22 protein-coding genes, 1 tRNA gene and 2 pseudogenes are annotated in these 23,180 nt (G+C 66.9%); 7 read left to right on the forward strand and 18 right to left on the reverse strand.

Annotated features, from left to right (window positions below):
* Positions 1 to 45: 45 nt before the first annotated feature.
* The 3 genes and pseudogenes from ACJH7A_RS22105 (at position 46) to ACJH7A_RS22115 (ending at position 1,810) form a co-directional block, all read left to right on the forward strand.
* A complete protein-coding gene (locus ACJH7A_RS22105) occupies positions 46 to 483 on the forward strand; it encodes an SRPBCC domain-containing protein (RefSeq protein WP_029118694.1) in 438 nt (145 codons plus the stop codon).
* A 16-nt stretch (positions 484 to 499) separates the two neighbouring features.
* Positions 500 to 1,189, forward strand: a pseudogene (locus ACJH7A_RS22110) (UdgX family uracil-DNA binding protein); the annotation flags it as partial.
* 54 nt (positions 1,190 to 1,243) lie between these two features.
* On the forward strand, positions 1,244 to 1,810 hold the full coding sequence (locus ACJH7A_RS22115) for a dihydrofolate reductase family protein (RefSeq protein ID WP_318984886.1): 567 nt from the start codon (positions 1,244 to 1,246) through the stop codon (positions 1,808 to 1,810).
* A gap of 11 nt (positions 1,811 to 1,821) precedes the next feature.
* Here the strand turns inward: ACJH7A_RS22115 and ACJH7A_RS22120 are convergent, their stop codons facing one another.
* The 3 genes from ACJH7A_RS22120 to ACJH7A_RS22130 form a co-directional block, all read right to left on the reverse strand.
* Positions 1,822 to 2,571 carry a TIGR00730 family Rossman fold protein gene (locus ACJH7A_RS22120; protein ID WP_318984885.1) on the reverse strand — a complete coding sequence of 250 codons (750 nt, stop codon included), beginning with the start codon at positions 2,569 to 2,571 and terminating at the stop codon, positions 1,822 to 1,824.
* 38 nt (positions 2,572 to 2,609) lie between these two features.
* Complete coding sequence (locus tag ACJH7A_RS22125; RefSeq protein ID WP_318984884.1) at positions 2,610 to 5,216, reverse strand: LuxR C-terminal-related transcriptional regulator; 2,607 nt, start codon at positions 5,214 to 5,216, stop codon at positions 2,610 to 2,612.
* Positions 5,217 to 5,322: 106 nt separating this feature from the next.
* Positions 5,323 to 6,618, reverse strand: coding sequence for a hypothetical protein (locus ACJH7A_RS22130; protein WP_406802698.1), 1,296 nt, complete (start codon positions 6,616 to 6,618; stop codon positions 5,323 to 5,325).
* A gap of 378 nt (positions 6,619 to 6,996) precedes the next feature.
* Between ACJH7A_RS22130 and ACJH7A_RS22135 the strand changes: the two genes are divergently transcribed.
* Positions 6,997 to 7,674 (forward strand): hypothetical protein, encoded by a 678-nt coding sequence (locus ACJH7A_RS22135; protein ID WP_212814204.1) that lies wholly within the window; start codon positions 6,997 to 6,999, stop codon positions 7,672 to 7,674.
* A 147-nt stretch (positions 7,675 to 7,821) separates the two neighbouring features.
* Positions 7,822 to 8,853, forward strand: coding sequence for a peptidoglycan-binding domain-containing protein (locus ACJH7A_RS22140; protein ID WP_244872876.1), 1,032 nt, complete (start codon positions 7,822 to 7,824; stop codon positions 8,851 to 8,853).
* Between the two features lie 4 nt (positions 8,854 to 8,857).
* On the opposite strand, the gene ACJH7A_RS22145 is transcribed toward ACJH7A_RS22140, so the two are convergent.
* The gene (locus ACJH7A_RS22145; RefSeq protein WP_406802699.1) at positions 8,858 to 10,033 is read right to left on the reverse strand and encodes a damage-control phosphatase ARMT1 family protein; all 1,176 of its coding nucleotides are present in this window, start codon (positions 10,031 to 10,033) and stop codon (positions 8,858 to 8,860) included.
* Between the two features lie 10 nt (positions 10,034 to 10,043).
* Positions 10,044 to 10,301 carry a DUF3297 family protein gene (locus tag ACJH7A_RS22150; RefSeq protein WP_212814200.1) on the reverse strand — a complete coding sequence of 86 codons (258 nt, stop codon included), beginning with the start codon at positions 10,299 to 10,301 and terminating at the stop codon, positions 10,044 to 10,046.
* Between the two features lie 372 nt (positions 10,302 to 10,673).
* Between ACJH7A_RS22150 and ACJH7A_RS22155 the strand changes: the two genes are divergently transcribed.
* Positions 10,674 to 10,907 carry a hypothetical protein gene (locus tag ACJH7A_RS22155; protein ID WP_073696419.1) on the forward strand — a complete coding sequence of 78 codons (234 nt, stop codon included), beginning with the start codon at positions 10,674 to 10,676 and terminating at the stop codon, positions 10,905 to 10,907.
* Positions 10,908 to 10,911: 4 nt separating this feature from the next.
* Here the strand turns inward: ACJH7A_RS22155 and ACJH7A_RS22160 are convergent, their stop codons facing one another.
* From ACJH7A_RS22160 to ACJH7A_RS22200, 9 genes are all read right to left on the reverse strand, one after another.
* Complete coding sequence (locus ACJH7A_RS22160) at positions 10,912 to 11,730, reverse strand: CoA ester lyase (RefSeq protein ID WP_212814198.1); 819 nt, start codon at positions 11,728 to 11,730, stop codon at positions 10,912 to 10,914.
* Positions 11,731 to 11,823: 93 nt separating this feature from the next.
* Positions 11,824 to 12,921 (reverse strand): acyl-CoA desaturase, encoded by a 1,098-nt coding sequence (locus tag ACJH7A_RS22165; RefSeq protein WP_212814196.1) that lies wholly within the window; start codon positions 12,919 to 12,921, stop codon positions 11,824 to 11,826.
* Positions 12,922 to 13,000: 79 nt separating this feature from the next.
* Positions 13,001 to 13,074, reverse strand: a tRNA-Pro gene (locus ACJH7A_RS22170).
* A gap of 88 nt (positions 13,075 to 13,162) precedes the next feature.
* Positions 13,163 to 14,569 (reverse strand): ribosome biogenesis GTPase Der, encoded by a 1,407-nt coding sequence (der, locus tag ACJH7A_RS22175; RefSeq protein WP_212814193.1) that lies wholly within the window; start codon positions 14,567 to 14,569, stop codon positions 13,163 to 13,165.
* Complete coding sequence (cmk, locus tag ACJH7A_RS22180) at positions 14,566 to 15,249, reverse strand: (d)CMP kinase (RefSeq protein WP_064986779.1); 684 nt, start codon at positions 15,247 to 15,249, stop codon at positions 14,566 to 14,568. Before cmk ends, der begins: the two co-directional genes overlap by 4 nt.
* On the reverse strand, positions 15,246 to 15,989 hold the full coding sequence (locus ACJH7A_RS22185; protein WP_212814190.1) for a pseudouridine synthase: 744 nt from the start codon (positions 15,987 to 15,989) through the stop codon (positions 15,246 to 15,248). Before ACJH7A_RS22185 ends, cmk begins: the two co-directional genes overlap by 4 nt.
* A 1-nt stretch (position 15,990) precedes the next feature.
* A complete protein-coding gene (gene scpB, locus ACJH7A_RS22190; protein WP_406802701.1) occupies positions 15,991 to 16,740 on the reverse strand; it encodes an SMC-Scp complex subunit ScpB in 750 nt (249 codons plus the stop codon).
* Positions 16,737 to 17,603 (reverse strand): segregation/condensation protein A, encoded by an 867-nt coding sequence (locus tag ACJH7A_RS22195; protein WP_406776139.1) that lies wholly within the window; start codon positions 17,601 to 17,603, stop codon positions 16,737 to 16,739. Before ACJH7A_RS22195 ends, scpB begins: the two co-directional genes overlap by 4 nt.
* Positions 17,603 to 18,487: a ParA family protein gene (locus ACJH7A_RS22200; protein WP_406802704.1), complete on the reverse strand. Its 885-nt coding sequence runs from the start codon at positions 18,485 to 18,487 to the stop codon at positions 17,603 to 17,605. Before ACJH7A_RS22200 ends, ACJH7A_RS22195 begins: the two co-directional genes overlap by 1 nt.
* A gap of 156 nt (positions 18,488 to 18,643) precedes the next feature.
* Between ACJH7A_RS22200 and ACJH7A_RS22205 the strand changes: the two are divergent.
* Positions 18,644 to 19,379, forward strand: a pseudogene (locus tag ACJH7A_RS22205) (O-methyltransferase).
* Here ACJH7A_RS22205 and ACJH7A_RS22210 read toward each other — a convergent pair.
* From ACJH7A_RS22210 to ACJH7A_RS22225, 4 genes are read right to left on the reverse strand one after another with little or no spacing between them, the layout of a single operon-like run.
* Positions 19,367 to 19,732: a DUF1622 domain-containing protein gene (locus ACJH7A_RS22210; protein WP_064986775.1), complete on the reverse strand. Its 366-nt coding sequence runs from the start codon at positions 19,730 to 19,732 to the stop codon at positions 19,367 to 19,369. The pseudogene ACJH7A_RS22205 and the gene ACJH7A_RS22210 overlap by 13 nt on opposite strands.
* 32 nt (positions 19,733 to 19,764) lie before the next feature.
* Positions 19,765 to 20,727: a site-specific tyrosine recombinase XerD gene (xerD, locus tag ACJH7A_RS22215; protein ID WP_318984873.1), complete on the reverse strand. Its 963-nt coding sequence runs from the start codon at positions 20,725 to 20,727 to the stop codon at positions 19,765 to 19,767.
* Complete coding sequence (locus ACJH7A_RS22220) at positions 20,727 to 21,341, reverse strand: NUDIX hydrolase (protein WP_318984872.1); 615 nt, start codon at positions 21,339 to 21,341, stop codon at positions 20,727 to 20,729. The genes xerD and ACJH7A_RS22220 overlap by 1 nt, the downstream gene beginning before the upstream one ends.
* Entirely contained in the window at positions 21,334 to 23,100 is a 1,767-nt protein-coding gene (locus ACJH7A_RS22225) for a CTP synthase (protein ID WP_212814180.1), read from the reverse strand. Before ACJH7A_RS22225 ends, ACJH7A_RS22220 begins: the two co-directional genes overlap by 8 nt.
* Between the last annotated feature and the right edge of the window lie 80 nt (positions 23,101 to 23,180).

Genomic DNA, 23,180 nt, shown 5'->3' on the forward strand with positions numbered 1-23,180 from the left:
GGACAGTTGTCGGCAGCTGTACACCCTCTCCCGTACGGTGTGTCTGTGAGTTTCGCGATTGACAGGTCAGTAGAGATCGACGCACCGGCCGAGGTGGTCTGGCAGGTCCTCACCGACGGGGCCAGCTACGGCGAGTGGAATCCGTTCTGCATCGAGTGCTCGTCGACGTTCGAGCCCGGTAGCCCGATCGACATGAAGGTCGTGCTGATCGGCCCGCCCAAGAAGCAGCGCGAATACATCAACACCTTCACCCCGGGCGTCGAGTTCAGCTACAACATGAAGCCCGCCCCGCTGGGACTGCTGCGCAGCGAGCGCTCACACCGGCTGACCCCGCTGCCCGACGGCCGCACCCGCTACGACTCGCACTTCCAGTTGTTCGGCCCCGTGTCTCCCATCGTCGCCGGCCTGCTGGGCCGCGCCCTGAAGAAGGGCTTCGGGGGCATGACCGACGGCGTCAAGAAGCGCGCCGAGTCCCTCCGGTAGACGGGCGCCGCGTCGGCTACGTGGCGCGATTGGCGCGGCGGCCTGCGGGGTAAACACCCGCATGGCCGAAACCAGCGCGGCAGACTATCTCCCCCGCGAGCTCAGTATCCCGGCGCTGCGCACGGCGGCCGGCGAGTGCCACGGATGCGGGCTCTACCAGCACGCGCAGCAGACGGTGTTCGGCGCCGGCGACGACGCGGCCGCGATCATGCTGGTCGGCGAGCAACCAGGTGACGTGGAGGACCGGCGCGGTCAACCGTTCGTCGGCCCGGCCGGCCGCCTTCTCGACCGCGCGCTCGGCGACGCCGCGATCGATCGCGACCGGCTGTATGTGACCAACGCGGTCAAGCATTTCAAGTTCAAGGTCACCGATCGCGGCAAGCGCCGAATCCACCAGAAGCCCAACCGAACCGAAGTGGTCGCCTGCCGACCGTGGCTGCTGGCCGAGCTGCGCACCGTGGAACCCGACGTGGTGGTGTTGCTCGGCGCGACGGCAGCACAGTCGCTCCTGGGCAACGATTTTCGGCTCACCCAGCATCGCGGCGAGACCCTACAGCTCCCGGCCGGCACCGTGCCGAACCACGACACCGTGGCCATCGCCACCGCGCATCCCTCGTCGATCCTGCGCCTGCCACCGCCCGACCGTGACGCCGCCTACCGCGACCTGGTGGCCGATCTCCACAGGTCGGTGGAGCTTCTCGGCTGAGACGCGCCCCGCTCCTGGCCGATGAATTTCGCCGTCGGGTGCAGTCTGATCTACATGGGCAGACTCATCTATGGCTTCAACGTGTCGGTGGACGGATACATCGCCGACGCACAGGGCAGCATCGACTGGTCCGAACCGAGCGAGGAACTGCACCAGTACTGGAACGACTTCGAGCGCGAGACGGCGCTGTCGTTCTACGGCCGGCGGCTGTACGAGCTGATGGCCGCGTACTGGCCGACCGCCGACAAGGAACCGGATGCCACCCCGATGATCGTGGACTTCGCCCACATCTGGCGGAACATGCCGAAGGTCGTGTTCTCGCGCACGCTGGATTCCGTCGACTGGAACTCCCGTCTGGAACGCGGCGACCCCGTCGCGGTGGTGTCGAAGCTCAAAGCCGAGACCGACGGCAATCTGGAGATAGCCGGTGCGACGCTCGCCGCGCCCGTCGTGCGGGCCGGATTGGTGGACGAGTACCGGATCGTGCTCGTGCCCACCGCAGTCGGCGGCGGCACCCCGTTCTTCCCGACCCTGCCGGCATGGATCTCGTTGCGACTGTTGGAGAACCGCACGTTTCCTTGCGGCACCGTCCTGCTGCGGTACGAGGCGAAGCGCGACTGAGGGCGGCCCGGCTAACGCGCTGACGAGACGATGATGTCCACGGCCTCGGCCACGCTGTCGGTGCAGTGGATCAGGTCGAGGTCGGATTCGGAGATCTTCCCTTCGGCCAGCATCGTGTTGCGGATCCATCCGATGAGGCCCGACCAGTAGTCGACGCCCAGCATGATGATCGGAAACGCGGTGACCTTGCGGGTCTGCACCAGGGTCAGGGCTTCGAACAGCTCGTCGAGGGTGCCGAATCCGCCGGGCAGGCACACGAACGCCTGCGCGTACTTGACGAACATCGTCTTGCGCACGAAGAAGTAGCGGAAGTTGATCCCCAGGTCGACCCAGTGATTGAGGCGCTGTTCGAACGGCAGCTCGATGCCCAGACCGACCGAATAGCCGCCGGACTCGCTGGCCCCACGGTTGACCGCCTCCATCGCCCCCGGACCGCCGCCGGTGATCACGGCGTAGCCCGCGTGCACCAGCGCGGCGCCCAACTCCTCACCCAACCGGTATTCGGGCGAATGCGGTTCCGTGCGGGCGGAGCCGAAAACCGTGACCGCCCTGGGCATCTCCGAGAGGGCATCGAAACCGTCGACGAACTCGCCCTGGATGCGCATCACCCGCCACGGGTCGGTGTGCACCCAGTCGGTGGGGCCACGTCGGTCCAGCAGACGCTGGTCGGCGGTCGTGGTGGCGCAACGTTCGCGACGAAGTTGCACCGGGCCACTGATCTGGAGGTCGCCGTCGTCGTCCACGGTGTCGTTCTCGTTCACATCGGCCAGCGTATGGGAAGCCGGGGCGCACCTGAGATTCAGTGAGCCGCCGCGCCGGTCCGGATCAGCTTGGCGAGATCCTCGCGGTCCGAGATGTCGAGCTTTATGCAGGCCCGATACAGGTGGCCTTCGACCGTGCGCACCGATACGGTCAGCCGGTCGGCGATTTCGCGATTGCTCAGCCCGGCGGCAACCAGGTTGGCAATCTCCCGTTCGCGCACCGTCAGGGGCAAGGGGTGCGCCGCCAATTCCAGTGCGGGGGTACGTACTCCCCCGCACTGCGCGGCCAACCGGTTGGCGACGGCGGCGGCCTCGGCGCTGCGTCGCCGGTCGTCGGCCGCCGCGAACGTCGCCGATGCCTGTGCCGCGGCGTCGAGAGCGGACAACAACGCACCCAGCTGCTCGAATTGCTCTGCGGCAGCGAACAATCCAGGCCCGTCGCGATCACTGACCGCCCGGGCATGCGCCGCGATCGCAGCGGCCATGCGGCCGCCGACCCCAGAGGCGACCTCGATCAGCCGGCCCGCGGCGCTGTGGTCACCGAATCGCACTGCGTCATGCAACGCCAGCATGGTCACTGCACTCTGGCCGGAACTGTCGGCCAACCGGGCGGCATCCAATGCCAGTTCGATTGCGGCACTGACATTTCCCTCTGCCGCCGCGAGCCACGATTCCGCGATCCTGAGCTGTGGACCGAACACCGCGACGTGCCGGCCAGAGCGGACTTTCAACTCGGCGACCATCTTGGCCCCAGGCTGCACCCGACCCAACGCGCAGTACGACTGCGCCAGCAACAGCCGGGCCGGGAAGCTCCACGAAGCCGCCGACTCGGCCGTCAGCGCCGCGACCGTCTGCTCCATCCGTGACACCGTCTCGACGAAATCGCCGCGGGCCAGACCGATGGTACCGACCAGCACATTGGCCATCCCCCACGCCAGATACTGGCCCGACGAGGTGATCTGCATCATGACCGCGGATCGGCTGCTCGCCGCGTCGAATTCTCCGGCGAGCACCAACGCGCGCACCTCCCCGAACGCGGTGAGGTAGCGGAGCAGCCCGTCGGCCTTGGCGCTGGCCATGCGGCCCCGGCGCGCCAATACCGCCACTTCTTCGCTGCGGCCCATCAGTGCCAGGGCGAGCGCCCCACCGAATGCCGCCCACTGCAACGCGACCGGATGCGCGATGGGCTCGGCGAGCACCCGATCGGCCATCGCCACGGCTTCCGTCAGCCGGTTCTCGAAAGCCAGCGTTGCCGACGCTGTGCCGTCGATGATCGGTATCAACTCGGGGCTCGTGATGCGCTCGCGGAGCAGGGCGAGCACTTCGTCGGAACCCTCGGCGTCGCCCATCGCCCAGTGCAGGTTGGCGATACGTGCCCAGCCCCACCGCAGCAACTCCAGTTCGGTCATCTGCTCGGGGTCGAATGAGCTGAGCGTCTCCTCGGCTTCGGTCGCCTTGCCCTGCCACAGCAGCGAACGCGCCAGCAGTTCACCGGCCTCCAGGCCACCACCCCGGTTGGTGGCCGCGCGAGCCAGCCGCTCACCCAACGTCACGTTCGTGAGGGCGATCGCCTCTCTCGCCGCTGTGACGAGCAGATCCAGTTCGGGCACCTCGTCGCTGTCCAGCGTCAGCTCCGCGAGCCGAATCCGATGTGCCGAACTGTTCAGCGGCCGGTCCCGCATCGCGCGAACGAGCTCGCCGCGCAGTCGACGGGCCGCAGCCATCCCCAGCCGGCGGCGGATCACCTCGCCGAACAAGGGGTGGGTGAATCGCACGTCAATGCCACCCGGTTCCTCACCGACCCGCACCAGACCGCGGCTTTCCGCCTCTTCGACCACGTCCGAACCGACGATGGCAGTCAGGGTGTCCAGGTCGAGGGGCTCGCAGAAGGTGAGCAACCGCAGTGCGTGCAGCACCTGGTCGGGCAACTGGTCGACCCTGGAGTCCAGCAATGACGCCAGCTCCGAGGTGACCGCAGCCCGGCCCCGCAGCTGCCACACCCCCCGAACCTGCCGCAGCGTCCCGGCCTCGATGGCGCCTTCCACCAAGTGGCGGACGAACAACGCATTCCCGCCCGAGGCCTGCCACATCAGCTCGGCAGACAGACCCTCCACCTGTCCGCCCAATGCCTCCTCGATGAGGCCGACACACTGCTGCTGACTGAACGGCATCAGATGCAACCGCTGCAGATACCGGTCCTTCCACAACGAGGTGATCGCGTCGGGGACCGGCGCGCCCGCCCGGACCGTCGCCACGATGCGTACCGACCCGTCCAACGCCAGCTGGTGTAGCAGCGTCGCCGACAGCTGGTCCAACAGATGCGCGTCATCCACGCCGATGACCGAATGTCCTTCGGCCAGAATCGTTTCGCGCGCCGCGGACAGGAATGCCACCGGATCACGCGACGTGGCACTGCGCACCAGATGGGCGAACACTCCCAGCGGGATGCCCCGCGCCGACTCGGTCGCCGCAACCCAGTGGGCGCGCACCGGCAGTGACTGGGTGACCAACCGGGCGAGCGTCGTTTTGCCAACGCCCGCATCACCGACCAGGACGATGCCGCAATCGCCGGATTCCCCTAGCAATGCGCCGCGAATCACCGAGAATTCACTGTCGCGGTGAACGACCGGCCAGTTTTGGGCCACGGCGCACAATTCTACCGGCCGGTTTTCGCTGTTGAAGGCGTAATGACCGTGAAATATCGGTCCGCTTTTCGGGCCGGCAGCTAACGTCCGGCCCGAAATACGGGCGTTACATCTTGTCATGCAGATCGGACACCATGTCGAATAGCGTCCTGTTGTTGTGGGTCCTGGTAAGGATTTTCGCCAATGTCGTAATTTGATCGAAGACCGAGCGAGTCGTGTTCTGCTTTTCGTCGAGCGGCTCGGTGTCCGGGGCCAGCAGGTCGACCATCCGGTAGTCCGCGCCGTCGGGGCCGATCAGCGGTGAGCCGTCGGTATTGGTGCCGTTGAGCATGTTCATGATGTCTTGCGGCTGAGCCATCGTGATCACCCCTGTCGTCGCTCGGGCAGCTACCGGCCCGGCACCGGCGGTTCCGATGCCACAGGCAGCGGCAAAATCGTTGGGCGACAAGCCGTCTGCGACGTTCATGTCGCAGTTGCCGAACGGGTTGCAGCCCATCGGCAGGCCTTGATTGGCGCCATATGCGCCGTCTGTGTATTGATGGGCGATCTGGCCGGGCAGCAGGGGGTTCGAGCCGTATGACGCAGCGATCACCCGTAATCCCTTGGGCCGCGTCACCCACATCGTGTTGAAGTCGCCCTGGTTGGCATAACCGATGATGCGCGCCGGATTGCCGGCGTAGTCCGCGAGGTTGTCGTACAGGGCGTTGATCCAGGCGGATCCGTCGCCGCCAGGGTTCCCGCCGCTTTCGACGTCCAGCATGAGTACGACCCTGGGGTGCAGTCCCCCGTTGGCATCGATCATCTGCCGTACCGTGTCGGCATTTTCCTGCCAGTTCGGGCGCACGTAGGTGTAGACGATGCCGCAATCCAGCCGGCCGGTGTCCAGCGCATTGCGCATCCACGCATAGTTCTGCGCGAAGTTGGAATCCCGGTGCGTGCCGTCGCATACGCGGATGGACAGAATCTTGTACGGGTAGGAATCGCTGACCGGCACCTGGAATTCGGACACGTCGGCAAAGAAGCTGTCCACGTGCGCCTGAGTCGGGGGTGTGCCGTCCTCGACGATCGGGCCGGCCACGTACCAGTGGTCGTTCCAGTAGTTGCTGTCGGAGGGCAGGGCCTTGGGCGTGGTGCAGCATCCCCAGGAGCCCGACGATTCCATCGCGACGCCGTCGACCACACAGTTCATGTGCGAGTGGGGACCGCCGTCGCCTTCATGGTGCAGGTTGATCACCACCGGCGCGTCGCCGGGCACGTCGCTCAACGATGCGACGTGCATCAGATCGAATGGTCCGACGTGTTGCTCGCCGAACGGCAGGTATCGATACGACTCGGTGGACAGACCTTGTCTGCCCCAGACCATCTGGTCTCCGTTGAACACCGCCGAGAGCACATCGGTCACCAGGCCCGAACAGTCACAACCCACGCCGCGATCGTTCGGGTCCCACGTTCCGCCGTAGACGTAGTCGTCGCCGAGCCGGTCGAAGAATATGCGTTTGGCGAACTCCACGTCGCCTCGAGTGACGGTCATCAGTCCCTCCTGTGATGAAGTGATGGGAACCCAGTGTCACGACGAAATATGCCGAGCCGCACCAGTAGCCCACTACTCGATTCGCTGTTCAGCAGGGCGCGGAATCACGTCGTGACCCGACAACAGTCGAGTAGCCGGCTACGCGCGCCTCCGCGCCACCAGCACCGCAACATCATTGGGGCATAGGCGAACCGGGTCGCCGGCCGATACTGCGACTCGGCGGTCCTTGCCATCACGGAGGAGGTCATCATGAGCCTGGTTGCCATGGCGTCGGTCGCGGTTGCGCGCGACCTCGCACCGGTCGGTCAGCCGCTGAACAGCGTGACAATTGGCGCCGGACAGGGGGTTTCGCCGTCACCGGCACCGTCGGGTGAAGTGTCGGACTCGCAGCCGGAAATGCCGGCGATGGGGCCGACAGCGACGTTGCGTCGGCCAACCGATGTCGCCCAAATGGCCCCGCCGGCACCGCTGATCGACACAGCTGCCGGATTTGCGCAGTTGCTGGCCGCCCAAATCCCCGCCGAGGCACTCGTCGCCTACACGACGTTGTTGGCATTGTTCGTCGACTCAGGCCCTACGTACAACACCGGCCGGTGGGTGCTCTACGGCTTCTCGGTGATCGCCTGCGGTGCCATCATCCTCGCGACCTATTGCGCCAAGCGGAATTACACGTTGCAGCACGGGGACGGTGTGAGCGCGCTATGCGTCATGCGCCCGCCGTACCTGCCGATCGCGGCAGCCATGTTGTCGATGGCCGTATACGGATTGACAGTGCCCGGGTCACCACTGCAATACAGTGTGCCCGACGGCGCGTTCACGATGCTGTCCGGCACGCTTGCCGTCGGCGGAGCGCTGATGATGACCATTCTCACGCCTTTCCTGGGGACGGGTAACGCCGCCGTCCCGGTAGCGAATTCTGATTCGTGAAAGGTGAATTCGCATATTCGAGTAGTCGACTACTCGATACAGGTACCCGCCGCCGTCATTAGCGTCGAATCCGTCATCGACGCAGGATTCCGGACCAATTCGGGCCGACACGGGACCGGCGCGACGTGACAAGAAGGGAGCACTCCGATGCCGCTACCGTACGGGCCCGGGGCCCATGGCACCGAAATCGAATACTGGCAGGCCTGGTTCCAGCGCCAGTACCGCGCGTACGCGCCGGCGAAGGACCGGGTTTATGGTGACGGCGCAGTCGCCGCGGTCACCGAGATGCAACGGCGCCTGGGGTTACCCCAGACCGGCGTCTTCGACGAGACGACAGCGCAGGCGGCCCACTACGTGCCGCCGCCACGGAATCTGCGACCGATCATGTTCACGGTCGAAGGTCACCTGTCGGACATGTTCAGAGGACCGGTGGCCGACACCGCGACAACCCTTGAGACCGAGGGCCTTTGCCATCACCAGCCCATCGGCTACAACAACGGAGCGCTGCCATTCGACAACGAGAGCGGTATCAACGAGCTCGCCCGGCTGCTCGGCGCCACCCAGATGGACAACGGCGTGCCGTTCCCGCAGGGCACACCCTGGTCGCTCGGCGTCTACTCCCAGGGCGCGATCGTGGGATCGTACTTCTACTTCCGTTACCTGCGCCCCGGTCAGCCGCTGGCGTGGCGCACCGCGGACCTCAAAGGCGTTCTGGCGTACGCCAACCCGTGCCGACAGACCGATTCGATCGCGCCGTGGGCCAGACCAGGGGTGACAGTGACCGGCACGCACGGCCTGGACCCGCTCCAGCGATTCGGCTTGCCCGGCTTCCCCGCCAAGCCGGACCACTGGATGGATGTCTACCGTGAAGGCGACATCTTCGCCGAGAACCGTGACGACCAGGCGAGCGCGGTCAAAGCCGCTGTCTACCAGGCGGTGATGAACGACGGGATCAGCAACCCGTTCTCCCTCGCCGGGCAGATCGCCTTCACGCTCCATGCGCCCTTCGACGAAGTGTTCGCGGTGATCAAGGCAATGATCAGCGGCGCGGTGTTCCTGGCCAGTAACCCGAACCCGCACTACGCGCCGTTCGAGCTCGAGGCCGGCACGCGGTGGATGCGGGAACGACTCATCAGCGGATCGGTGTCAGTTCCGCAGCCCAGTCCGGTGGTCGTCTGAATCCCTACTCCACCCAGGCTTGGATCACCCCGTACCCGCCGCTGGTCCGCCACCCCTGTCCGGCGGTATCGAGTTCGGCAAGTTGCTCGGATGTCAGGCCGACGACAACTTCCGATTTGAGTGTCCGCAGTGCCGTCACCGGAGACGGAAAGTAGTCGACGGTCTGGTCGAACGGTGTTGTGGCGGGCCAGTATCGGTCGCCGACGAGGCGCCGATAGTTGAGGTCGCCTTTCATCACAGTCATTGTGGCGCCGGCGAATTCGGCGGTGAGGTCGTGGGGCATGTCGTGGAACGACAGCGGTGCACAGAAGAACTTGTGGGTGCGCACCGTGAGCCGGCCGCTGCGCACAGCGTTCCACAGCCGGTCGCCGGCCTTCCCGATCGGCGGATGTGCGTCGGCCCGCAAGCGTCGGATGACAGCCAGGACATCGGCCGTCGTCGCGTCCGACACGTAGTAGGGATACGGCTTGACGTACAGCACGATCTCGGCAGCCAGGCGCTGACAGAGCAGGCTGTCGATCAGGACGAGATCCGCCAGCAGTTCGCGGCCTGCGTTGTCGGCGACGACGCAGACGGTCGGGTTGTCCTGCGCGCGGAGCGCAGACCACAGCACGGGGCTGTCGTCGACGAGGATGCCCTCCGAGCGCGCGTCTGCGGCACCGGCGCCCTTTTGGAGTTGGAAGCTGAGGTCGGCGCGGTTACCCCACAGCGCGGCCACCAGCAGAGTCTGGCGCGGCTGGTGCTCCGCCGCGTCGGCCAGGTCGGCGAAGGCACGCAACTCGTCGTCGACCTCCGGCCCCGTCAGCTCGGCGGTCTTGACCGGCGCGAACGGGTCGACTCCGCGCCAGGCCCCGGCCCCGAAGTAACCGACGGCGTCGAGCAGCCGGCGGTAGAAATAGCTCTCGCTCCACAGGAACGGCACCTCGCCCCAGGGGCGTCCGTAGACGTCGTCTCCCCAGGCGAGCCACTCATCCCGGTCATGAGCATGCTCGGGCAACGGCTCGAGGACGCCGGTGGTGCTCTCGACGAGCAGCTGCTGCAGCATCGCCTCTTCGGCGGACGTGTAGGGCGTGGTGTCCAGTACCTGGCGAATCAGCTTTGGGTGACGCTCATGGAACACCTCCCACTCGAAGGACCCCGGCACCGCTGCGGTGATCGTGGGGGCATCGGTGGTGTCCACGGGGCGTCCGCTACTTGGCTGTGCGGAAATACGGTTCGACCGTGCCGCTCTGCTTGACGACCATCGGGTTTCCGCGGCGGTCCTTGGCGGTGGGGACCTCCACACGCACCCAGCCCTCGGCCACGTTGTATTCGACGACGTTGGTTCGCTCGACGCCATTGAAGCGGATACCCACGTCGCGCAGGAGCGCCTCTTCATTGAAGAACGGGCTACGCGGATCGATGGAGAGGTGATTCGGCGGGACGTCGGTGTTCTGATCCTGGGACATGTTGGCTTTCGTTGAATGCTGACGGATTCTTCTTCGCTAAGAACGTACGCGACCCCGCCGGAGCGGGTGCCGCGTAGGTCGTGGCGGGCCGCGGGGCCCAAGCTTCCACCGGATGAGGCCACAGACGCCGCCACATCGAAACCTGTTGGTGCCGCCGACAATTGCGCACTGTCACACCCACAAAATCCCCATACACCTCACGTGTCACATCCGTCTCGTGAGGCCCCCGCAGACCGCTGTTCGCCTGCACACATAACGGTGCCGGCACTCCGGAAGTCGGCCTACCATCGGAAGCTATATGGGCCAGGTGAAGGCAAATTCACCAGTGCCCCGCGACAGATCAAACCTCATGACAGAAGGAGGGATGGGCTGATGAAAATCGCACTCGCAATCGCTGCCGCCGCGCTCGCACTCAGCCCCATCGGCGTCGCCCACGCCACGCCAGGACAGTGTTTCAACACCCCTTGGGGTGGCTACTGCGACGGGCAAGCCGACGGCAACGGCATCTTCAACCACTGCGAAGGTGCAATGGGATTCAGCAACTGCTTCTACGTCCGTGCTGTACCCACGGACGTCGACCCGCGGGGATGGGTCCCGCTGACCTGACGCCTCAGTTCGGTATCAGCCGGAGTTGGCGCGCCTTCTCGAGGATGATCCGCGCGCGGTTCAATCGGGGTAAGTCGCTGCCGTCCTTCGGTTTTCCGCCGCGGGCGTTGAACTGCTCGACGAACTCGCGCGCCCAGCCGATGTCCGATTCGGAGGGGCTCAGTCCGGCGTTGATGGTCTCGGCGTCAGACGAACGCAGCGCGAGCTTGCCCGTCATACCCATCTGCCGGGTGAGCGCCACGCCCTCGGCCAGCTGATCCGGGTCGCGGGTGGGCCCGTCGATCGGACCTGGGATGTGCGCCGCCCGCGACGCGACGACCAGCTGGGAACGGCTGTAGGCCAGAGCCAACGGGTCCTGCTCGACGCCGATGTCCAGCGTGTAGTCATTGACGCCGAACGCGATGCGGAAGCACGGGCGCGCCGCGGCGATGTCGTGTACGCGCGCCAGCCCGCGCGCCGTTTCGATCAACGCGATCACCCGCGATTCGCCCCCGAGCCGGTTCGCGGTATCCCACATGTGATTTCCGCCCTCCGTCTTGGCCAGCACGACGCCCTTCAGCCCGCGGCACTCCGCCAGCGCGCGGCAGTCGGCAGACCAGAAATCACTCGACGCATCGTTGACCCGGACCCACGCCTGGGCCCCGGAGCTCAGGAAGTCGATGACTCGCTCCCGGGCCGCTTCCTTCTCGTCGGGAGCGACGGCGTCCTCGAGATCGAGGATCACCTCGTCGGATTTCGTGGTCGACAGCAGCTCCCCGAGATCAGGCTCTCGGGACGGATTGACGAGCAGCCAGGAGCGCGAAACCTTCGAGTTCACGGTCATGGCGTCAGGCTAGACGCATTGAGTGCGCCGCACCCGGCGTTGAAGCTGCGCACGGGACCACCAACCCGGCAGCGCCCCGAAGACCCCGAGAACCTAGCCGCGCCGCCGCCGTCCCACGCGCAGCAGCCAGTCGGGCAGCGCCAACCCGTGGATGATCCGTTGCGTCCGAAAGTACTGGCGCGGAAGCGATGCCGTGTTGTAGGGCAGGTCGTACTTCTCGCACAGTTCCCGGACCCGGACGCTCACTTCAGGCAACCGGCTGCTCGGCAGATCAGGGAACAGGTGATGCTCGATCTGGTAGCACAGGTGCCCACCCGAGAACGCCAGCAGCGGGCCTGCGTTGAAGTTCGCCGTCCCGAGAATCTGTCGCAGATACCATTCGCCGCGAGTCTCGTCCTTGACCACCGCCGGGTCGAACGTCTCGGCCCCGTCGGGGATGTGCCCGCAAATGATGTTCACGTACACCCACAGGTTCCGGAGCACATTCGCGGTGGCATTGGCCGCCAGCGTGCGACGCCACCGGCGCAGGCTGAGCGCCGGGAAGAACACATAGTCCTTGGCCAGCTGGCGCGCGCTCTTGGCGAGGAATTTCCGCTCCTCCACCGCGACAGCGTCTGGCGTCTCACCCCGGAGCCGCTCCGAGTGCAGGCCGTGCAGGGCGATACCCCATTCGAACGTCGCTGCCAGCACCAGGTTTCCGAGCGGGGCAAACAAATGCGCCCACCGCCACGGCTGGTCGGTCGTCACCCGTAGCAGGCGGTAACCGATGTCCTCGTCCATGCCGAGCACGTTGGTGTAGACGTGATGCCGATAGTTGTGCGAGTACCGCCACTGCGCCGAATGTCCGACCATGTCCCACTCCCAGGTATTGGAGTGGATTTCCGGGTCGTTCATCCAATCCCACTGGCCGTGGGAGATGTTGTGGCCGAGCTCCATGTTCTCGACCGACTTCGCATACGCCAGCGCGCACGTGCCGGCGACCCAGCCGACCTTGGACCGGCTCCCGGCGATCATCAGCCGCGCCGCGACATCGAGCGCCCGCTGAAAATGGATCACCCGCCGGATGTACGCCGAGTCCTTCGCCCCGAGCGACTCCTCGACGTCCCGGCGGATCACGTCGAGTTCGTAGCCGATCTCTTCGACGTCTTCACGGCTGAGGTGTACGTAGGCAGAGACATCGGCGATCGCCATCAAGGTGTCCTCGGGTGGGAGTGGCAGGAAGACGGGGCCATCCAGGCCACCGCGAGGCCTTTGACCTGCAAAAACTTTGTCGGGCTGACAGGATTTGAACCTGCGACCACTTGACCCCCAGTCAAGTGCGCTACCAAGCTGCGCCACAGCCCGCGGCGCTGCCGGACGAACCGGCAACGGTTGGAAAGCCTACCTCAGACCTCCCGCCGGACCCTAAACGGGTCCGGCGGCGCGTCGGCGACTAGCGCTTGGCCCCGCGCTTCTCCCGCACCCGCACGTTGATCTTGATCGGGCTGCCCTCGAAGCCGAACTCTTCACGCAGCCGGCGCTCGATGAAGCGGCGGTAGCCGGCCTCCAGGAAGCCCGTGGTGAACAGCACGAAGGTCGGCGGCCGCGATGCCGCCTGGGTGGCGAACAGGATGCGTGGCTGCTTGCCACCGCGCACCGGCGGCGGCGTGGCCGCCACGATCTCCTTGAGGAAGGTGTTGAGCCGTCCGGTCGGGATACGGGCGTCCCACGACGCCAGCGAGGTCTCCAGCGCCGGCACCAACTTCTGCACGGCCCGACCGGTTTTCGCCGAGATGTTCACGCGCGGCGCCCACTGCACCTGCACCAGCTCGCGCTCGATCTCCTTGTCCAGCAGGTATCGCCGGTCTTCGTCGACCAGGTCCCACTTGTTGAACGCGATGACGAGCGCACGCCCGGCCTCGATGACCATTGACAGCACCCGCAGATCCTGTTCGGTCAGCGGCTGAGAGGCGTCGATCAGCATGATCGCGACCTCGGCGGCATCGATCGCGCCGTGCGTGCGCACCGAGGCGTAGAACTCGTGCCCGCTGGCCTGGCCGACCTTACGGCGCAGACCGGCGGTGTCGACGAAACGCCAAGTCTTGCCGTCCAATTCGATCAGCGAGTCGACGGGGTCCACCGTGGTGCCGGCGACGTCGTGCACGACGGACCGCTCGTCGCCCGACAGCTTGTTCAGCAGCGAGCTCTTGCCGACGTTGGGCTTGCCGACCAGCGCGACACGGCGCGGACCGCCGGTCCCGCCGGACGTCTCGGAGACCTCGGGCAGCACCTCGAGCACGCTGTCGAGCAGGTCGGCCACGCCGCGGCCGTGCATCGCGCTGATCGAGTGCGGCTGTCCCAGCCCCAGCGACCACAGCGCCGCGGCCTCGGATTCGATCTTCTCGTTGTCAACCTTGTTGGCCGCCAAGAAGACCGGCTTGCCGGAGCGCTGCAGGCGCTTGGCGGCGGCCTCGTCGGCCGCGGTCGCCCCGACCACCGCGTCGACCACGAGAATGATCGCGTCGGCGGTGCGCATGGCCACGGTGGCCTGCTCGGCGACCAGCATCTGCAGGCCCTTGGCGTCGGGTTCCCAGCCGCCGGTGTCCTGCACCACGAACCGGCGCCCGACCCACTGCGCGTCGTAGGACACGCGGTCGCGCGTCACGCCCGGGATGTCCTGCACCACCGCTTCGCGACGGCCCAGGATGCGGTTCACCAGAGTCGATTTGCCGACATTCGGGCGGCCGACCACGGCCACCACGGGCGGGGGTCCGGCGTACTCGTCGACCTCGGCCTCGAATCCTTCCGAGCCGATCTCCCAGTCACCTTCGTCGAACCACACACCATCGTCGTCACTCATTGACGCACACCTACCTTCTGCTGCACGAGATCCAGCAGATGTGCCACCACACCAGCCTGGGTCATATCACTGGAATCGACGACGATCGCATCATCGGCGGCCTGCAGCGGCGAGACCGCGCGCGTCGAGTCCAGATGGTCCCGGCGCTGGACATCGGCCAGCACCGCTTCGTAGTTGTCGCCCAGACCGTTTGCGACGTTCTGCGCATTGCGCCGACGGGCGCGCTCCTCGGCCGAGGCGGTCAGGAAAATCTTGAGATCGGCGTCCGGCTTGACGACGGTGCCGATGTCGCGGCCCTCGACGACGACCGAACCGGCTTCCGCGATCAACTCCCGCTGCCGCTGCACCAGGATGGTCCGCACGGCCGGGATCGCCGACACGGCCGATACGGCGAGAGTCACCGCCTCGCCGCGGATCTCATCCGAAACGTCCTCGCCCGCCAGGTACGAGGTGTCGTGGTCCGGGTCGAAGCTGACGGAGAACTCCGTCTTCTCACACACCGCGACGACGGCATCGGCGTCGGCCGGGTCGATGCCGGCGCGCAGTACCGCCAGCGTCACGATGCGGTACATCGCGCCGGTGTTGATGTGGTTGGCGCCGAGTGCATGCGCCAAACCCGTTGACACCGAGGACTTCCCGGTGCCCGCCGGGCCGTCGATGGCGATGACGAGCGCGTTCACAGGCCCACCGCCTGGTACAGCTCGCCGACTTCCTTGCGCGTGAGCGCCCGCAGGCTGTTGACGCGCTGGTCCCCCAGCGCCACCGTGCCGATGTGCGTGCGCACCAGTTCCTTCACCGGGAAACCCACCTCGGCCATCAGCCGGCGCACGATGCGATTGCGGCCCTCGTGCAGCACGATCTTCACCAACGACTTGCCGGCGACCATGTCGACCACCGCGAACTCGTCGACGTAGACCGGGCCGTCGTCCAGTTCCACGCCCTCGCGCACCTTCTTGCCCAGCCCACGCGGCACGGTCCCCTGCACGGTGGCCAGGTACGTCTTGGACACCTCGTACCGCGGGTGCATCAACCGGTGGGCCAGCTCGCCGTCGTTGGTCAGCAGGATCAGCCCTTCGGTGTCGGCATCGAGCCGGCCGACATGGAAGAGCTTCTTGTTGCCGCGCACGCGGTGCTCGACCAGGTCACCGATACAGGGCCGGCCCTGGTCGTCAGACATGGTGGAGTGCATACCTTTTGGCTTGTTCAGCGCGAGGTACACCAAATCCTCGTCGACGAGAACCCGGGTGCCGTCCACCCGGACCACCTGGCGATCGGGGTGCACCCGGGTACCGAGTTCGGTGACGATCTGGCCGTCGACCTCCACCCGCCCGTCCAGGATCATCCGCTCGGCGACGCGACGAGAAGCAATTCCCGCCTGCGACAACACCTTCTGCAGTCGCACGCCTTCTTCGTTGGTCATGTCAGTCCCGATCTACGTCGAATTTGGCCGGCTCTGCAGCCGGCGCAGGGGTTCCGCCGAGTTTGGCGAAACGCGGCTCCTCAGAGAGCGTTTCAGTGATGTCGTCGATGACGTCGACATCCGGCAACAGCGGGGCGAGTTCCGGCAGCTCGCTCAGCGAGGTCAACCCGAGCCGCTCCAGGAACAATTCCGTCGTGGCGAAAGTCGTTGCACCACTGTCGGCATCGGTGCCGGCTTCGATGATGAGGCCGCGGGCGGCGAGGGTCCGCATCACGGCGTCGACGTTGACGCCACGCACCGCACTGACCCGGGCGCGGGTCACCGGCTGCCGGTAGGCGACGACCGCAAGGGTCTCCAGCGCCGCCCGGGTCAGCTTGGACCGGGCGCCGTCGAGAATCAGCCGCTCGACATAGGGCGCGTACCGGGCCCGGGTGTACATCCGCCAGCCGCCACCGGCCTCGCGCAGGTCGATGCCGCTGCCGCGCTCGGCCAGTTCGGCGGCCATCCGGCGCAGCTTGTCCTCGACACGCTCGATGGTTTCGTCCAGAGCGGTCGCCAGAGAGTCGACCGGCGCCGGGGTGTCGACCACCAGTAGCAGGGCCTCCAGCGCGCACCCGAGCTCGTCATCGCTGATCTCGGTGTCGAGTTCGTCACCCTCGGCGGCAGCGGCGTCGTCGGTCACACCAGCGTCAGGCTCGACGCCCTCGCCCACGCTGCTATCCGCGGCAATCACCGCGTCGTTGTCCGTCATTGGTCTTCTTCCACCGCCGCTGCCAGATGCTCGTTCGTCGGCCGCTCCCCGGTCCACGAAACTTGCAGCACTCCAAGCGGTTCAATCTGCTCGAAGTTTACCGCCTTGGCCCGGTAGAGCTCTAATAGCGCCAGGAACCGCCCGACGATCTCCATGCCGCCGTCACAGTCGGCGACCAGGTCGGTGAACGACGCCCACTCCCCGATGCCGCGACTCTCCAGCAGCCCCATCAGTTTCATGGCCTGCTCGGGCACCGACACCGCCTGCACGTGCAGGTGGTCGACGCGCAGCGACGGCACCGGACGCGGTGTGAACGCGGCCGCCGCGATCTGGGCGAACCGGTCGGCGTCGACGCCGAGCATCACCTCAGGCAGCAGCTCGGTGAACCGGTCCTCCAGCGTGACGGCCCGCGGGTAGCTGCGCATCGCCGCGGCCTCGAGCTCGGCGAACATCAACGCGACGTGCTTGAAGGCCCGGTATTGCAGCAGCCGCGCGAACAGCAGGTCGCGCACTTCGAGCAGGGCCAGGTCGTCCTCGTCGTGGACCTCGGCGGCGGGCAGCAGCCGGGCGGCCTTCAGATCCAGGAGAGTCGCCGCGACGACCAGGAACGCCGTCGTCTCATCCAGCTCGAGCTGGCTGCCGATCTCCTTGGTGTACGCGATGAACTCGTCGGTGACCTGGTGCAACGCCACTTCGGTGACGTCGAGTCGGTGCGCGAAGATCAGCTGCAGCAGCAGGTCGAAAGGGCCCTCGAAATTGTTGAGCCGGACCTGGAAGCCGGCTTTCTTCTCGTCCGGCTGGTCGGTCGCCGGATCCTCCGGCGCCGCGCCCCCAGCACTGTCGGGAGCGTCGACCTCCGAAATCACGCGCCGAACCGGTCGATGACCTCGCACGCCAACGCCCGGTACGCCTGGGCGCCACCGGATTTCGGGGCCCAGGTGGTGATCGGTTCACCGGCGACGCTGGTCTCCGGGAAGCGCACGGTGCGACTGATTACGGTGTCGAACACGAGATCGCCGAAGCGCTCGACCACCCGGGCCATGACCTCGCGCGCGTTGACGGTGCGGTTGTCGTACCGGGTGATCAGGATCCCGCTGATGTCGAGTTTGGGGTTCAGCCGGTCGCGCACCTTGTCGACGGTGTCGGTCAGCAACGCGAGACCGCGCAACGAGAAGAACTCGCATTCGGTCGGGATGATGACGCCGTCGGCGCAGGCCAGCCCGTTCACCGTGAGCAGCCCGAGCGACGGCTGGCAGTCGATCAGCACATAGTCGTAGCGGTCCAGCACGGGATACAGCGCGCGGGACAGCGTCTGCTCGCGGCCGACCTCGTTGACCAGCTGAATCTCGGCGGCGGACAGGTCGATGTTGCTGGGCACCAGGTCCAGGCCCTTGACCCGGGTGTTGATGAGCACGTCGTCGATCGACACCCGCGGCTCGACGAGCAGGTTGTGCACGGTGTGCTCGAGCTCGTAGTGCGGGACGCCGAGGCCGGCGGACAGCGCGCCCTGCGGATCGAGGTCGACCAGCAGCACGCGGCGGCCGTATTCGGCCAGGCTGGCGCCCAGATTGATGGTTGACGTGGTCTTGCCGACGCCGCCCTTCTGGTTGCACATCGCGATGACCTTGGCCGGGCCGTGCACGCTCTTGGGTTTGGGCTCGGGGATGTGTCGGGCGGGACGTCCGGTCAGGCCGATCGCGGGTTCCGGATCTGCGGTCGCGGACGAGGCATCGACATGAAGCGGCAACGAAACCGGCTCCACCGGGCTCAGGCCCCCCACGCCTGTTGGGACATCGGTCATGCGTCGCCGATCAGCGGCGTGACTCCCATAGCGAACATCCGGGCAAGTTTAACGGTGCCACGCCGCTGACGACGGCAGACCCGCTGTCCTAATGTGACTGCCATGAGCTGGAAGCGACGGTGGTCCTTCGTCCGGATGGCGCTGGGGATGCGAAAGTTCGTCCAGACCGGACAGTGGGGCGACGGCCGCGAGGCCGCCGCGGCCGCCTATGTGGAAGCGAACGCCCGCCGCGGCGACGTCGATCATGTCCTCGCGACCATCGACACGTTCGCCCGCGAACAGTCGATGCTCGTCAACGTCGGTGACGAAAAAGGCCAACTCCTCGAGTCCGCGCTCATCCGGGCCAACCCGTCGCGCATTCTCGAGCTCGGCACCTACTGCGGCTACAGCGCGCTGCTCATGGCCCGAACCGTGCCGGACGCGCACGTCTTCACCGTCGAACTGTCTGCCGACAACGCGGAGATCGCCCGCCGCATCTGGGCCCACGCCGGCGTCGCGGACCGGATCACGTGCGTCGTCGGCACCATCGGCGACGGCGGCGCGACGCTCGACACGCTGGCCGGTCATGGATTCGGGCCGGGCAACCTCGATTTCGTGTTCATCGACCACGACAAGGCGGCCTACCTCAAGGACCTGGAGTCGATCCTGGCGCGGGGCTGGCTGCACCGCGGCGCGATCGTCGTGGCGGACAACGTGAAGGTGCCCGGCGCTCCGGCCTACCGCGCGTACATGCGGGATCAGGAGGGCAAGCTGTGGCACACGCAGGAACACCCCACCCACGTCGAATACCAGAAAAACGCTGCCTGACCTGGTGCTCGAGTCCGACTACCTGGGCTGAGCGTCGTCCGCCGCCTTGACCGGGCGCTGCCACGGCCACGAGCCGGTCATCTCGACCTGCAGCGAGAAGCTCAGGAAGGTCCGGATGGCGACGATGCCGGCCAGCACCGCGACGCTTTGCGCGGTCGGCGTGACGGCCACGGTGCGGATGATGTCGGCCGCGACGAGGAATTCGAGCCCCAGCAGGATCGAGCGGCCGAGCTGGCGCCGGAACGCGTCGTAGGCGCCGCCCTCTGAACCACGCATCCGACCGAACGTGGCGGCCAGGGCGATCACGGCACCGCCGACGATCACGGCGACACCGACGGCGTCGATCACCTTGCCGGTCGTCTCGATGATGTCGTAGAACGCCATGACCGGATGCTAGCCCCGGCCGATCGTCGTTCTTATCTGGCGCGCGGGTGCGCCCCCGCCCACACTTCGCGTAGCGCGCTGACGGTCACCAGCGTGTAGATCTGCGTGGTGGTGACGGACGCGTGGCCGAGCAGTTCCTGCACGACGCGCACGTCGGCGCCGCCTTCGAGCAGGTGCGTGGCGAACGAGTGGCGCAGCGTGTGCGGCGAGACCGCGGCGGTGATGCCGGCCCGCTCGGCGGAGTCCTGCAGCACCTGCCACGCGCTCTGCCGCGACAACCGGCCGCCGCGCGCGTTGAGGAAGATCGCGGGCGTGCCCTTGCCGCGGCGCGCCAGATCGGGACGGCCCCGCACCAGGTAGGCATCCAGTGCCGTGACGGCGGGCCGGCCGATGGGCACCAGCCGCTGCTTGCCGCCCTTGCCGTGCAGCATCACCGACCGGGACTCGGTGTCGACGTCGTCACGGTCGAGGCCGACCGCCTCGGAGATGCGCGCCCCGGTCGAATACAGCAGTTCCAGCAGCGCGCGGTTGCGCAACGTCAGCGGATTGTCGGCGTCACTGTCGCCGCCCGCGCCGTCCAGCAGCGCGATGACGTCGTCGTAGCTGAGGCTCTTGGGCAGCCGTCGGCCCGGTGTCGGTGGCTTCACACCGCGGGCGACGTCGGCGTCGGCGAGACCTTCGGCGGCGGCGAACTTGTGCAGCCCACGCACCGCGATGACGGCCCGCGCGGCCGAGACCGAGGACAACGCGACGACGCCGTTGTCGGGATCGCCCTGACGCAGCGCGACGAGGAACTCACTGACGTCGGTCTCGGTGACGGCGCGCAGGTCATCGATGCCGCGGCCGGCCAGATGGGCGGTGTACCGCCGGATGTCACGCCGATAGGAACTCAGCGTGTTGGCCGCGACGCCCCGCTCGATGCTGAGGTGGTTCAGGTAGCCCTGGACCTGCTGCTCCAGTCGCGACCGGACCCCCGCTGACGCCGCGGCCGTCATCAGTCCTGTTCCCGCCGGGTGCGCAGTGCGGACGGGCGGTCGATCCACGGCGCGTCGAGCGGCCGCAGCTCGGCCGGCCGGTGGGCGGCCGCGAGAATCCCGGCCACCGCAAGGGCATTGACGATCTCGCCGTCGAACACCATCCGCACGGCATCGGCCAGCGGCACCCGCTTGACCACCAGGTCCGCTTCTTCGTCGTGCGCGTGCGGCCGGCCGATGTCGGTCAGCCCGGTCGCCAGGAAGATCCGCACGCTCTCGTCGCTGAATCCGGGCGTCGAGTCGACATCGAGCAGCAGCTGCCAGTGTGCGGCAGCCAGGCCGGTTTCCTCTTCGAGTTCGCGCGCCGCGGTGACGTGCGGCGGCTCGTCACCCATATCGAGCAGCCCGGCGGGCAGCTCCCACAGCCGCCGCCCGATCGGGTGCCGATATTGGTACACCAGTACCAGGTTCCCGTCGTCGTCGAGCGCGACCACCGCGACCGCCCCGTAGTGCTCGACCACCTCACGGCGCGCCGAGCCACCACCGGGCATCGCGACCTCGTCGGCCCGCAACGCGAAAATCTTTCCTACATAGACGGTTTCGCTCGAAAGCGTGGCGAAATCGTGGTCAGCCACGGGATTCTTGCAGCTGCTCGGCATCCTCGTCCGAACCCTCCGCATGCGATCCGGCGCCGTGCACCTCGGAGTCGATCTCCTCGAGCGGCAGGCGTTCGGCCGCCTTGTAGTCCAGCGACGCTCCGATGAACGACGCGAACAGGGGGTGCGGACGCGTCGGGCGGCTCTTGAGCTCCGGGTGCGCCTGCGTGCCGACCAGGAACGGGTGCAGGTCGGCGTCATACTCGACGAACTCGACCAGCTGGCCGTCCGGCGACGTGCCGGAGAACTTCAGCCCGCTCTCGGAGATGCGGTCGCGGTAGGCGTTGTTCACCTCGTAGCGGTGCCGGTGGCGTTCGGAGACCTCGGTCGCGTCGTAGGCCTTGGCCACGATCGAATCCGCCTGCAGCACGGCCGGATACGCACCGAGGCGCATGGTGCCGCCGAGGTCGGCCTCACCGGCCACCGCGTCGAGCTGGTCGGCCATGGTGGCGATCACCGGGTCCGGCGTGTGCTCGTCGAACTCCGCCGAGTTGGCGCCGCTGATGCCGACGGACCGCGCGGCCTCGATGACGATGCACTGCAATCCGAGGCACAGGCCGAGCAGCGGCAGCCGCTGGCGGCGGGCGTAGCTGATGGCGCCGAGCTTGCCCTCGATGCCACGGATGCCGAAGCCACCCGGGATCAGCACGCCGTGCACGTCGCCGAGTGCGGCGGCCGCACCCTGCTCGGTCTCGCAGTCATCGGAGGCGACCCAGCGGATCTCGACCTTCGAGTGGTGGGCGAACCCACCGGCGCGCAGCGCCTCGGCCACCGACAGGTACGCGTCGGACAGGTCGATGTACTTGCCCACCAAGGCGATTCGCACCGTCTCCTTGGGCTCGTGCACGCGGCGCAGCAGGTCGTCCCACTCCGACCAGTCCACGTCGCGGAACGGCAGGTTGAGCCGGCGCACCACGTAGGCGTCGAGCTCCTCGCGGTGCAGCACCTTGGGGATGTCGTAGATCGACGGGGCGTCCGGTGTCGAGATGACGCCGTCGATGTCGACGTCGCACATCAGCGCGATCTTGTTCTTCAGCGGCTCCGGCACATCGCGGTCGCAGCGCAGGATCAGCGCGTCCGGCGTGATACCGATGCTGCGCAGCGCGGCCACCGAGTGCTGGGTGGGCTTGGTCTTCAGCTCGCCCGACGGGGCCAGGTACGGCACCAGTGACACGTGCAGGAAGAAGACGTTCTCCCGGCCGACGTCGTGACGGACCTGGCGGGCCGCCTCCAGGAACGGCTGCGACTCGATATCGCCTACGGTGCCGCCGATTTCGGTGATCACCACGTCGGGGCGCTTGCCCTGGGCGTCGGGCAGCGCCATCTCGAGGATGCGGCTCTTGATCTCGTCGGTGATGTGCGGGATCACCTGGACCGTGTCGCCGAGGTAGTCGCCGCGACGCTCCTTGGCGATGACCTCGGAGTACACCTGGCCGGTGGTGACGTTCGCCGACCGCGACAGGTTGCGGTCCAGGAAGCGCTCGTAGTGGCCGATGTCCAGGTCGGTCTCGGCGCCGTCCTCGGTGACGAACACCTCGCCGTGCTGGAACGGGTTCATGGTGCCGGGGTCGACGTTGAGATACGGGTCCAGCTTCTGCATCGTCACGTGCAGACCACGCGCGGTGAGCAATTGGCCAAGACTGCTGGCGGTCAGACCCTTACCGAGCGAGGAAGCGACCCCGCCGCTGACAAAAATGTGCTTCGTCGCGGCCTGTGGGTGCCTGCGTAGCGATGCCAAGAACGACCTCCGTGGTGATGGGGCAACGTAGCGGTTGAGCTACCTGGGGCCTGCCGACCCACGGAATTTCACCCTATCAC

It is taken from the genome of Mycobacterium sp. SMC-17, from assembly GCF_045310915.1.
GTDB lineage: Bacteria > Actinomycetota > Actinomycetes > Mycobacteriales > Mycobacteriaceae > Mycobacterium.

Excerpts from the sequence above, each read along its gene's own strand:
- ACJH7A_RS22140 (WP_244872876.1), top strand. The coding sequence starts at position 7,822 with ATGCCGCTACCGTACGGGCCCGGGGCCCATGGCACCGAAATCGAATAC.
- ACJH7A_RS22155 (WP_073696419.1), top strand. The coding sequence starts at position 10,674 with ATGAAAATCGCACTCGCAATCGCTGCCGCCGCGCTCGCACTCAGCCCC.
- ACJH7A_RS22160 (WP_212814198.1), bottom strand. The coding sequence starts at position 11,730 with ATGACCGTGAACTCGAAGGTTTCGCGCTCCTGGCTGCTCGTCAATCCG.
- ACJH7A_RS22165 (WP_212814196.1), bottom strand. The coding sequence starts at position 12,921 with ATGGCGATCGCCGATGTCTCTGCCTACGTACACCTCAGCCGTGAAGAC.
- der (WP_212814193.1), bottom strand. The coding sequence starts at position 14,569 with ATGAGTGACGACGATGGTGTGTGGTTCGACGAAGGTGACTGGGAGATC.
- scpB (WP_406802701.1), bottom strand. The coding sequence starts at position 16,740 with ATGACGGACAACGACGCGGTGATTGCCGCGGATAGCAGCGTGGGCGAG.
- xerD (WP_318984873.1), bottom strand. The coding sequence starts at position 20,727 with ATGACGGCCGCGGCGTCAGCGGGGGTCCGGTCGCGACTGGAGCAGCAG.
- ACJH7A_RS22185 (WP_212814190.1), bottom strand. The coding sequence starts at position 15,989 with ATGACCAACGAAGAAGGCGTGCGACTGCAGAAGGTGTTGTCGCAGGCG.
- ACJH7A_RS22135 (WP_212814204.1), top strand. The coding sequence starts at position 6,997 with ATGAGCCTGGTTGCCATGGCGTCGGTCGCGGTTGCGCGCGACCTCGCA.
- ACJH7A_RS22210 (WP_064986775.1), bottom strand. The coding sequence starts at position 19,732 with ATGGCGTTCTACGACATCATCGAGACGACCGGCAAGGTGATCGACGCC.
- ACJH7A_RS22150 (WP_212814200.1), bottom strand. The coding sequence starts at position 10,301 with ATGTCCCAGGATCAGAACACCGACGTCCCGCCGAATCACCTCTCCATC.
- ACJH7A_RS22115 (WP_318984886.1), top strand. The coding sequence starts at position 1,244 with ATGGGCAGACTCATCTATGGCTTCAACGTGTCGGTGGACGGATACATC.